An 11,864-nucleotide genomic window follows, 5' to 3' on the forward strand; every position below is an offset into this window, starting at 1 on the left:
GGCACTTGGTAACAAGTGTCGTCTACCCGACAAAAGCGCCTTAGCAAAGCGCTTCACTTAAGATTTTGCTGTGCCTTACCACCGACGCTCCGCAACTTCTGCTAAGTTGTATTCAGAGTCACTGTCTTTGAACTTGAGCCTTCCAAAATCCGAACATAGTGCGTCCCAAGCGATGCTACTTTCTAGAACTGTGCTCTTGGGTATGGGAAGAGTTTCATCGTCAGAGAAGTCTTCAATTTCCAAGTTATAGCGCTCAAAGGATAGAAGTTCGTCATCACTCAGGGAATTCTTGCTTTTGTGTTCAAATACTCGGCCATACAGCCAAAATTTGATGTTTCCAAGGGAAAATTCAACGAGTGGCTCACCGAAAAACGTACCATCCTTTCTATCATTTGCTCTAAGCATAGAGTGAACGGTTAATATAAGAGCGACACTATATAATTTCCCTGCAACCTCTATTTCTGGGAAGCCAACTTCGCATTTATGATCAGCATTAGAAAGCTCGTACAATTTACTATTTCGAATCACGGAGGCATCAACCGCGTCTTCTCTTAAGTAGGGGTGGGAATGAGCAGTGCCAATGTATTGGTATTGGTCACCGAAGACGCTCGCGATATCTTTTTTTATCTGAAGAGATTTGGGGGCAAATGCAACGGATGAACGTTTTCTTTCCGCGGAAGTTTCAACCGATACGTGATCTATCCGACATTTAAATGGTTGGGTTTTATTGATGTACCCCCAAAGGTGAGCACCTGTTTCTATGGCTATATCTTCGTTGGCATCGTGCTCTACCGCGTATGCCTCTAACCCGGCCATTATTAACTCAAATATCGCACTTTTACTTACCGTGATTGTTGCAGGCATATTTTCAATCTCTTTTAAATTCAATATCTTATCTTAGTCTTTGTCAGCTTTATCTTACAGATAGTATCATCCATAAACCACGTCAACGTGATAATTAGGCAACTTAATACGCTATCCATCAACGATACTGTGCACAATTGCGGAAAAAGTCGGGCCTAACCCTATAGCGCTCCCTATGGGACAAAACCGACTTAGAGCTACCACTTTAAAACGTTTTTAGCCCAGAACGTTTTAGAGTGAGTGGCTTCAGTTCGTATTACAGTTTACGTGTTTCTTTTGGCTAGAAGCTTAGCAAGTTGTTCAATTGGACTGTCACTGCAATACTACTCAGTTTAAGTTAATAGTCGATATATACATTTGCTGTTATATTTACGAGCCCGTCGCTTTCTTCGAAATTGAATTCATAGGACGCCTTATAGAGTGCTAAAAGGTCTACGTTGGTATCTCCAATCACTGGGTGGTATAGGGTCACTAGAGGATCAGATTTTGTATTGTGAATGTAGTATTTGCCAAGGGGCTTCTTGGAGAATGCCGTATGTAGCTTTAAATCACCATATTTATCCTTATCAATTGACTCGTAGATGTTTTGCCAGTCTTTGTGAGATATTACGAGCAAATCATTATCATCCATCTTGTTAAGATCTAGCGTTGCTAAATCTAGACCTCGCTCATTAATAGCCTTAAGTGCGATTGCATTATGCAACTTATCTAGCAATCTATAATGGTTAAATGATTGGTGAACATCAGTATCGTCCAGAAACTGAAATCTTCTGTATGAATGAAAAGAAACTCGGAACCCTTCTGGTTTGTAATAGGTTAGTGAATACGATTTCAATAGAGGGTTTGTTTCGAAAATGTCTCTCTGCGATACGAAACAGTTCTCAATGAAACGATTCTGTACATCTTCACTCAGTTTTTGAGTGTCAATCATGTTAATGCGTTTGTCATTAACATTTTTTTTGGCTTTTTCCAGAATGGGTATCACTGCATTCTTAAATCTCTGAGTTTCGTGTTCAATGCCAAAATAAGAACAGAATACCTCTGCATATGTGGAGGACTTAGCAAAGTAAATTACCTTATCTAATGATTCCAGTTGTCTTTGTGCATTACGAATAGTCTGCTCACCTATGTGCAAGTTGGTGTCCGTACTTGCTATGAAGGTGTGAACGTTTTTTGTCAGATTCTGTAGTCGCCAGCGATAGAGTACATACATTACTAACAAAGGAGTAGCTCTGATGTATGCAAGATTCAACTCTTGTGCTTCTAACCGTCTAAAGCCATATGATTTACCGAGTTCTTGAACTATCGAACTCATAGATACTGGCAGTAGTTCTATGCCTAACATATGAACCCCTGATGCCGCTGGGTTAAAACTCTCTTGGCAATCTAATATGCATTTCCATAGACTTTTGCTAGCAAGCGCCCTGATCGCATACTGAGTGGTCCTTCGAGCATATAAAGCACTAACTTCTTTAATCATCTCTTCGAGCATATCGCCCTCGTATTTTGTTGCTCTACTGAGAATCTCTAAACGCTCTACTTCGGTATGGCTTGAAGATGAAAGTTTGTCCTGAACAAATTTATCTAGTAAAAGAATAAATTCATTGAAAAAACTCTGTGGGTCGCAAGATAACTTGTCCTTGTGTGTCTCAGTAAACCGATAGATCTCATTGAAATGATTTGGGTTGTAATCACCGAATAGGGAAGACAAGTTATGTAGTTCTTCTTGGAAGTGCCCTTCATAGTGAATGAACTGTCTATAGTTCTCGATCAGCTCAGCTACGAGTTCTGGCTTTCTTAGTACAAGTAGCTCGATTGTGTCGTAAATATGCCCATCAATGAAAGCTAACGTGTTGGGATTTCGAATGTCCCATATGTTGACGTAAGCGAGGAAGTCTGCTTTTGCTAACCAGTGACTATCTGAGTTCAGTTCTCTATCAGTCTCTTCATATAGGTGATTGTTTGCCCATGAGCTTCTTGCTCCTCCAAGTTTTCTATCGATGAATAGAATTAAGTGATGTCCGTAGTCCCTTTGGTATGAAATATATCTGTCCCTTCTTTGGGTGTTTCTGGTTGAGTTCAGAGTGACAGATAAGCCATCAAGCAGGCCTCTAATGGTTTGGGTGCCAATTGATGACTTACCGCTGTATGAATCTTCTATTAATACGAACAGCCTTTCTTCAATTGAGCCTTTGTAGGGAGCAACCGTATTTTCAATGTTGTAGCGAGCTATTTGCACTAACAGCTCTACTTCATCGTTATAGGATTGTTCAGTCAGTGATGGCGTTGAGATTTTACTGATTAGATAGTCAAGGACGAGTTTGTCAGAACGAGTAGCTAGAAGAACTGTTTTGATAAAGATAACTTCATGAAGTAATAGAACTGAAGCGGCTACAGCAAATACACCTTCTATTAACACGACTATATTATCAGGGATAACTTTAGAATCAGTTGAGTTGAGAATCAGGATAGAGAATATAATGAAGATTAAAGCTGCTATTAATCGACCAAATAAGCTTCTTATGGTGAAACCCATAATTTCTTCAATAACTTCCATGTAAGAAGCTGAACCATACCGCCCTTTAATGCGGTTTAGGACTTCAAGGGCGATTGGTACTGTAAATGCTGCAAATGCAGTAAGTATGGTAACTAGATGCGTAAGAACAGTTAATCTATCCATTTGTTATAGAAAGCTTTTGTATTGAATATAAAGTATGCTCCTAAGTAGCGTTCAATTCCACTTTCTTTCGCAATTACCAAGGGATCTGAGTTCCTTGCATCTCAACTACCGTGAGCGGTGGGAGCTGACTGCGTTTTACAATACTAAAAGTTATCCGTAGGGATAAATCAGCCTCTCATCGTAAGTTGAAAATGTCCAAACCTGTTCTAGAGCTACCAGATTTCGGGTGTGATCAGGTTCCGGGCTTTCCGGGTCACATCGGGACAAAAGCTCGTTAGAGCAAACTACCTAAAGCGCTTTTGCCCCAAAGTGTGTTTTCAACCCCCTCAGTCATAACAACTCCTAGCTTATAGTGTTGTGAAACGGATTCGGCGGTCACTTACTAGCAAGTACATAACCCACTGTTGCTAGGTACAATATGTCATAGCTTTTATTCAGTAGCATCTACAAAATTAACCCGTGCATTAAGCTATGCAACTACTGTCCATAGCAACGCCCATTGTTTTTTTTGCCTTTATTGCAGTAAGATCTGGAACTTAAAGGCTTGATAGGGTGCTGTACTCATAGTGAGAACTACGGCATAAAGCTGTTGATAAAGCGTTAAATGTACAAGGTAGTTATGAGTCGAGAAAACAGATATGAACGTACCCCAGAAGAACAAAAACGGTGTGAAGAGATACATGATACATATCGAGAGGATCTTCTTAAGCGTCAACTGTCAAACAGTGAGGGCTATGACAAAGCTATTTTGTCACTGTCATCAGCGGGATTAGCTTTATCGCTAACTGCCATACGTTTCATTGTTCCTTTGGAAACAGCTTCATATTTATGGAGCATAAAAGCAGCATGGGCCTTGTTTTTATTTACTGTAGTTTCTACGTTAGTCGCATATCTTGTTGGAAATCATGCAATATCAAAAGAGCTCGTTAAAGCCGAAAATTATTATATAAAGGGAATAGTTAACGCTCACTTAGAACCTAACATATATCAAAAAATCAACCACATGTTGAATAGAATAACTGGAGTGTTTTTCATTCTAGCAATATCATTGGTAGTTGGTTTTGTAATATGCAATGTAGAGAGTCATAACATGAGTGATAAAAAAGCTACGACTAAAACTGTTTTCGTCACCGACAGTGCCGACATCCCTAAAATGCAAGCTGCTCCGGGGCGTGATTTTGAAGCAAGTGCAGATATCCCAACAATGCAAATGGCTCCGGGTACTCCTGCATCAAGTGGTCAATCAAGTGCAGGAAATGGTAATTCAGGTTCAAGCTCGGGTAGTTCCGAGAAAAAGTAACATTTCACAAGTTGTTTAAGAGTGATTCGCAACGCATGGCATTTTTACTATGCGTTGCGTTTTGTGTTTAAGGTGTCACGCGGCGGTTCCGGCAAGTTTTACTTCTATAACTCGTTGAATAATTGCATTAAAAAATAGAAATGCCGCTACTAGAGCGGCTTCTGTCATCTTATGACCATGTACCCGGATGAGTCTATCGGAGCACTCATATCAATACCGCTTGAGTCCTTTCCTTTTGAGGCCAGCTTTAATCGCTCTTTGTAACTAAGTCCTTGTTTATTTGGACAAGTTAATGAAGCTCTATTAGCGAAACCTTTTCTATTGTTGCGATCCTTTTTATTCATAAAGTAACTCCTTCCTCAAAGGTTCTATATGAGGGAGTTATTCACCTTTAAAGAAGCGGTTAAGCTCTCTAGTGGTGATTTTAGGCTTTGTATATTTACTTGTTCTAGTACGGCGTCCTTGACCATTAACTTTATAAGCCTCTGATTTCTGATTCTCATCTAGCTCTATACAGTGTAATACACCCGTATCTGAAGTCTTAGACCATTTTCGAATATGTCCTAAGTTCTCATACTGCCAATCAAAGTATCTATCGTCTACATCCGATAGAGCATTCACAACCTCTATTACAGCCTGATACCTATCAACCGGATCAACAGCTAAACACCTATTGATTACTGAGTGCAATTTATTCGGAATATGTTCTGGGAGTACATTCCGGTCAGGGAATATACCATTTACTAATTCCTGCTCAAAGTGGGCGCGATCGAAATCTGCACCAGTTCCAAACTTAGCATATTGACTATTAAAATTATCACTTCCAACGCACATGCGATAAATCGTCAGACCTGCTTGGTATATGTCAGATGTCGTAGTGAGTAACTTGGTATTTATAAGTTCAGGAGGTGTATGACTGCTGTATATTTGTCTTGGTGTATTGAACCCATATGCATCCATATATTTTGCCAATCCAAAATCTGAGAGCATCGCTTCATTTCTTACCGAAAGCATTATGTTGTCCGGCTTCAAGTCAAAATGCAGTAACCCATTTGAGTGTATATGATGAAGCCCACTTAGAAACTGAATTGAGTATCTAATAATTTCGCGTACCGTTAGAAAGCGCCCATTCATGAACCTACTTAAAGATCCGTTAGAGTAAAAAGGCATGGTCATATAAACGAAGTCATTGTCAAAACACGCATAATTTACTTCAACAACATTAGGATGCTGTATTGCATATAGCATTCTGGCTTCGTCAAAAAACTGTTCTGGAGTTTGAAATTTAATTTTTGGGACTTGCTTGAGAACCATCTCTGCGTTCAAGGCGCTATCTCTAATTTTAAACACCCTAGAATTCTTGCCCTCTTGGCCTATTTCCTCAATAGGTTCAAACTGCACAGCAGCAACATGGTAATTAGGCATAAATTGCTCCCAAAGCGGTAACTATAGCCTCTCGTTCTTTCTCGTTGAAACTTTGCCAATCAGCAACTTGTTCAAAGTCTATGGCTTTTGTGTTTATGAGGCGCTTGAGCTGAGTTTTATCTTCATTCACCTTGGCTGCGATTGTCGCCAAGCCACCTTGATAATATTTAGTCAGATTACTTGAAGCAAAAGCCTCTTGCAGAACACCTTCAATCTGAATGCGCATTTTGCATGAGGATTTTGCAATAGTTTCAGTTAGTCGGATACCAGCAAAATCGATACTATATTCATGCAATACATCAAGTATGGTTGCACGTACGTATTTGAGCTTTTCTGGAATCTCAAGTGCGTTCGGTATTTTTATTTCCTCGACGTTAATCAACTGCTTTTCCTCTGCGTTGTATACACAGAAAGTGACTTCTGTTGGGGAGGCTCGTAGCCCTAGTGTGTTCATAAAAGCGACCTGTCACTGACGTTTATTATTTAAACTAATAATTATTTGTGTAGCAGATATGACGCCACTAACACAAAACTTCTTCAAATATTACTCGGGTTGAGCAAACGATACTGGCACATTGAATTTTACGCGAGAAGTGTATGTATCTTTTGATTGTGTACCACCTCCTAGACCGATACCCATGACTGATATTTTTCCTTCTCCATTAGATGTATCTTCTGTCGTTATCGCAACATCAAACTCAATAGACTGTAATACAGAACAATTACTGCCGTATACCCCAGTATCTCTGTGCATACTACCCGGAGCATCATTAACAATTGCACCATAACCGGAACATTCAGATTGAGCGTCATGAACTCCTTTTGAGATCATACTAATGGTTTTTGCCACAAATTTATCCAGTTCCATATCTCACCTTATTTTCATGGGTATGCCACTAATTAAATATGCTCTGTTTTAACTTATTGTTCTTCCTTAAGTCTCACAATTCTCAGAAATTGTCAGCGCATCCTCTATCTCAACACCCAAATATTCAATAGTGCTTTCGAGCTTAGCATGACCAAGAAGCAACTGGATAGCCCGTAAGTTCTTGGTTTTAGCGTAGATCAAGGAAGCCTTGGTTCTGCGCAAGGAATGTGTCCCGTATTGTGTTTTATCTAGACCGATATCAGTCACCCAACGGTTAACCAATGTGGTGTAGTAATGATATGAGATTGGCTGCCCATCTCGTCGCGGGCTAGGAAACAGATAGTCTGCTGGTGCCAATGTATTTTGAATGATCCACTGTGACAGTGTTTGCTGAGTCTTTGGCGTGATCTCAAAGTGAACTTCTTGATGGGTCTTCTTTTGCCGCACGATGGCTCTAGACATTACGCAGCCACTACGGCTAACGTCTTGTACTTTCAGGTTTAGCAAGTCACAAGCCCTGAGCTTACAGTCAATGGCAAGATTAAACAGTGCCAACTCAAACAATCGCTCTTCAAGCTCTAATCGAATGCGGATGCGCCAGATATCTTCCAGCTTAAGCGCCTTCTTCTGCCCGACTCGCATTCCTTTGTTCCATCCACCCACCATGATATGTCCCTCTTTTCGTAACAAATCAGTTAAACCATGGCACAAACCAATGAAAACTCACCAACTTAGGAGTATTATTTCCCGATTCGAACGTCAAAAAGTTACGCAAAATGAACCAGAAAGAACAAGAATTCCTGAAGGAGCTGGATAACAAGCTCTGGACTGCTGCAGACAAGCTGCGCTCCACCCTAGATGCCGCACAATACAAGCACGCCGTGCTGGGTATGATCTTTGTTAAATACGTTTCCGATGCATTTCAGATCCGCCAAGAGGAGATCAAGGCAGATCTATCGAATCCAGATCATGAGTACTATTTAGATCCTGAGAACTACTCTCAAGAAGAATTGATCGAAGAGATCAACATCGAACTCGAACAACGCGATTTTTACACAGAGAAAAATGTTTTCTGGTTACCAGTGGGCTCCCGCTGGCAGTTCTTGCAAGACAATGGCCCTCTGGTTATCGGTGGTGCCGACCTTGAAATCGAGGGAAAAACCAAGCGCATTACCTCTGTAGGACACCTAATCGACAACGCACTGGAAGGAATTGAGCGAGATAACCCTAAGCTGAAAGGCGTTCTGAACAAGCACTACTCCCAACTTCGTATAGACCAATCCAAGTTAAACGAGTTGATTAACCTGATTGCTACCATCCCGTTTAACCATGCATCTCTGAACAGTAAAGATATCTTAGGCCATGTCTACGAATACATGTTGGGTCAGTTCGCTTTGGCAGAGGGTAAGAAAGGTGGTCAGTTCTATACGCCAGCTTCCATCGTAAGCCTTATTGTTGAGATGATTGAACCATTCGAAGGTCGAGTGTATGACCCTGCAATGGGCTCCGGTGGTTTCTTCGTTCAGTCAGAGAAGTTTATCGAGCGCTACGCAAACGAAAAGCACTTCGATCCGGTGACTCAGAAGCAGAAAATTTCTATCTACGGTCAGGAGTATAACCACACCACTTGGCAGCTAGCCGCGATGAATATGGCAATCCGTGGTTTGGATTATGACTTCGGTAAAGAGCCAGCTAGTACCTATACCAATGACCAGCATCCGGATTTACGCGCTGATTTCATCATGGCAAACCCTCCATTCAACATGAAAGAGTGGAATACGGGTGTAGACGATAACGACCCTCGCTGGAAATACGGCCTGCCGCCCGCTGGAAACGCCAACTTCGCATGGATGCAGCATATGGTTCATCATTTGGCTCCGGATGGTTCGCAAGCGCTACTATTGGCAAATGGCTCTATGAGCTCGACCACAAATAATGAAGGCGAGATCCGTAAAGCTCTGATCGAAAATGATCTGATCGAATGCATGGTGGCACTTCCGGGGCAACTATTTACCAATACCCAGATCCCTGCCTGTATCTGGTTCCTGACCAAGAACAAGAATCCTCGTGTTGATAAGGCTGGACGCAAGTTGCGTGGTCGTAACGGTGAAGTGCTGTTTATCGATGCACGTAACCTTGGTTATATGAAAGACCGTGTTCTGCGTGACTTTACCCGTGATGACATTCAGAAAGTGGCTGACCTATACCATGCATGGAAGACAGGTGAAGAAGTTCATGCTGTAGCGTATGAGGACGAGGCTGGATTTTGTAAGTCAGTAAAGCTAGAAGAAATCATTAAGCACGATTACGTGCTGACTCCGGGGCGTTACGTAGGAGCGGCAGAGGAAGAGGATGATGGAGTTCCTTTTGCTGAAAAGATGGCAGTACTTACAAAGAAGCTAAGTGATCAGTTTGTTGAGTCTGCCAAACTAGAAGCTGAAATTAAACAGAATCTGGCGGGGTTAGGATATGAGCTGTAACTGGCCTAGAGTTCAGATCTCAGAAGTATGCGAGTTAATAGTTGACTGTGTGAATAAAACAGCTCCACGAGTCGAGTATGAGACTCCATATAAAATGATCCGAACCCCAAATATAAAAGGGGGGAAGATTTCTCGTGATGATTGCCGATTCGTGACCGAAGATACTTACGAAAAATGGACTCGACGAGCAAAGGTGCTTCGAAATGATGTATTGCTTACAAGAGAAGCTCCGATGGGAGAAGTTGGTATAGTCGATTTTGACGACACGGTATTTCTCGGTCAAAGAATAATGCAGTACAGAGCGGACAAATCAAAAATTGATCCTCACTTTTTGTTATATAGCTTTTTATCAAAAGATTTACAGCACCAGTTCAATATGCATGAGGGTAGTGGTTCTGTTGTGAGCCATATTCGTGTTCCTGATTGCTCAAAGTTTGAATTGAATCTGCCTCCTTTGAGGATTCAAAAAGAGATATCAAACGTACTAAAACAAATAGATCGAAAGATTTCGGTCAACACCCAAACCAACCAAACTCTAGAAGATATGGCGCAAGCCATCTTCAAGTCATGGTTTGTCGATTTCGATCCGGTAACAGCCAAAATGAATGGTGAGCAAACGGAAGGCATGGACAAGGCCACTGCCTCGCTTTTCCCGGAAAAGCTCGTTGAAAGCGACTTAGGTCTGATACCGGAAGGTTGGGAAATAAAAGTAACTCAAGATCTGTTTGAAGTTAAAGATGGCACGCATGACTCCCCTAAAAAAGCTGAAGAAGGCCATTATCTTGTTACTTCTAAGCACATAACTAAGGGAAAAATAGATACCTCATCGGCATACCTAATTAGCGATGATGACTTTGAAAAAGTTAACCTGCGTAGCAAAGTTGATACCCTCGATATTCTCTTAACTATGATTGGAACTGTTGGTGAAGTTGTTGTTGTTCATGACGATCCTGTTGAATTTGCGATAAAAAATGTTGGATTGTTTAAAACATCGCAGCGACCAGATCTTGTTTGGTTGTTTTTCTGGCATCTTCAGAGCTACAAAATGAAGCATTATCTCGAGGTAAGAATGGCAGGAACTACTCAGCAATATCTGACTTTGAAGACCTTAAGAACAATCCCTGTTCTACTACCTCCAAAGGAATTGCTGGATAAGTTTAATGGCTTAATGACTCCTTTGATGGAAAAGATTTCAGAGAATCATAACCAAAATGAAACGCTATCTGGAGTGCGCGATACCCTGCTTCCTAAATTGCTTTCCGGCGAAATCGAGTTAGCACAAAACGACGAATTGACAGAGGTAAGTTGATGACTACCCGAGTAGAAATGATTATCGAAACGCTGAAAGCGAATCCCGACAAAAAATTTACTGCTCGGGATCTCGCAAAAGAGTTTATGGTTCGTTACCCGGAGGCAATTGCAGAAAAGCAGATGAATCCTCGTTACGACACCGAAGAGAAACTCATCGCACAACTAGCAGCGGAAGTGGGAGGTCAGCGTACCAGAAGGGCTCAAAAAGCATGTGCCAATGTGGCAACTCGCGATAAGCCTCGTCCACGAATATATTACTGGAATGATAATCCAGAAACTCTTTCTATTGACGATGCAAATGATGATATTGATGAGCCAGAAGTTGATACCCCGTTAGTGTCGCAAAGCTTCAGTGAGCATGATCTGTATCCGATGCTAATTGAGTATCTCAGTAAAGACCTTGGTTTATTTTGCCAACGTATTGATGAGCGAAAGTCGAAGAATACTCATGGTAGCGGTGGTAATCATTGGTTACATCCAGATATTGTCGCTCTGGAGCCTCTTGATCAAGAGTGGGATGAAATTGTCCGTACCTGTGTGCGCAGTGGAAATCACAGCTCAACTCGTCTCTGGTCATTCGAAGTCAAGAAGCACCTCACCAAGGGAAATGTACGTAAATGCTTCTTCCAAGCGGTTTCTAATTCTAGTTGGGCCAACTTCGGTTATTTAGTTGCTACGGGATTAAACGCTGATGTAGAGGCAGAACTTCAAATGCTTAGCAGCCTCCACGGAATAGGTGTGTTGATACTTGATACCGAGTCTCTTTTTGACAGCCAAATACTTATCCCTGCCAAAGAGCGCAACGGTGTCGATTGGCAGTCTGCAAACCGCATCGTCTTAGAAAATTCAGATTTTCACCACTACATAGAACAAGTGGGCATTTACAATCAAACAGGCCGACTAATAACAAGTGCGTGGAACAAATAGATAACGTCA

The 11,864-nt window shown here is 41.4% G+C and carries 10 protein-coding genes; 4 read left to right on the forward strand and 6 right to left on the reverse strand.

Going from position 1 to position 11,864, the window contains the following annotated elements; translation table 11 throughout:
- Window positions 1-75: 75 nt before the first annotated feature.
- A complete protein-coding gene (locus L3Q72_RS13140) occupies window positions 76-888 on the reverse strand; it encodes a hypothetical protein (protein WP_275130386.1) in 813 nt (270 codons plus the stop codon).
- A gap of 313 nt (window positions 889-1,201) precedes the next feature.
- On the reverse strand, window positions 1,202-3,544 hold the full coding sequence (locus L3Q72_RS13145; RefSeq protein WP_275130387.1) for a hypothetical protein: 2,343 nt from the start codon (window positions 3,542-3,544) through the stop codon (window positions 1,202-1,204).
- 619 nt (window positions 3,545-4,163) lie between these two features.
- On the opposite strand from L3Q72_RS13145, the gene L3Q72_RS13150 reads away from it, so the two are divergent.
- Window positions 4,164-4,844: a hypothetical protein gene (locus L3Q72_RS13150; RefSeq protein ID WP_275130388.1), complete on the forward strand. Its 681-nt coding sequence runs from the start codon at window positions 4,164-4,166 to the stop codon at window positions 4,842-4,844.
- A gap of 381 nt (window positions 4,845-5,225) precedes the next feature.
- On the opposite strand, the gene L3Q72_RS13155 is transcribed toward L3Q72_RS13150, so the two are convergent.
- From L3Q72_RS13155 to L3Q72_RS13170, 4 genes are all read right to left on the reverse strand, one after another.
- Entirely contained in the window at window positions 5,226-6,269 is a 1,044-nt protein-coding gene (locus L3Q72_RS13155) for a serine/threonine-protein kinase (protein WP_275130389.1), read from the reverse strand.
- A complete protein-coding gene (locus L3Q72_RS13160) occupies window positions 6,262-6,723 on the reverse strand; it encodes a hypothetical protein (RefSeq protein ID WP_275130390.1) in 462 nt (153 codons plus the stop codon). Before L3Q72_RS13160 ends, L3Q72_RS13155 begins: the two co-directional genes overlap by 8 nt.
- Window positions 6,724-6,813: 90 nt before the next feature.
- The gene (locus L3Q72_RS13165; protein ID WP_275130391.1) at window positions 6,814-7,137 is read right to left on the reverse strand and encodes a hypothetical protein; all 324 of its coding nucleotides are present in this window, start codon (window positions 7,135-7,137) and stop codon (window positions 6,814-6,816) included.
- A gap of 66 nt (window positions 7,138-7,203) precedes the next feature.
- Window positions 7,204-7,800: a tyrosine-type recombinase/integrase gene (locus tag L3Q72_RS13170; RefSeq protein WP_275132114.1), complete on the reverse strand. Its 597-nt coding sequence runs from the start codon at window positions 7,798-7,800 to the stop codon at window positions 7,204-7,206.
- Between the two features lie 113 nt (window positions 7,801-7,913).
- Between L3Q72_RS13170 and L3Q72_RS13175 the strand changes: the two genes are divergently transcribed.
- Genes L3Q72_RS13175 through L3Q72_RS13185 form a run of 3 tightly spaced genes read left to right on the forward strand, consistent with a single transcriptional unit; the run spans window position 7,914 to window position 11,855 of the window.
- On the forward strand, window positions 7,914-9,617 hold the full coding sequence (locus tag L3Q72_RS13175; protein WP_275130392.1) for a class I SAM-dependent DNA methyltransferase: 1,704 nt from the start codon (window positions 7,914-7,916) through the stop codon (window positions 9,615-9,617).
- Window positions 9,607-10,926, forward strand: coding sequence for a restriction endonuclease subunit S (locus L3Q72_RS13180; protein ID WP_275130393.1), 1,320 nt, complete (start codon window positions 9,607-9,609; stop codon window positions 10,924-10,926). The genes L3Q72_RS13175 and L3Q72_RS13180 overlap by 11 nt, the downstream gene beginning before the upstream one ends.
- Window positions 10,926-11,855: an HrgA protein gene (locus L3Q72_RS13185; protein ID WP_275130394.1), complete on the forward strand. Its 930-nt coding sequence runs from the start codon at window positions 10,926-10,928 to the stop codon at window positions 11,853-11,855. The genes L3Q72_RS13180 and L3Q72_RS13185 overlap by 1 nt, the downstream gene beginning before the upstream one ends.
- Window positions 11,856-11,864: the final 9 nt, after the last annotated feature.

The sequence above is a fragment of the Vibrio sp. JC009 genome (assembly GCF_029016485.1).
Taxonomy (GTDB): domain Bacteria; phylum Pseudomonadota; class Gammaproteobacteria; order Enterobacterales; family Vibrionaceae; genus Vibrio.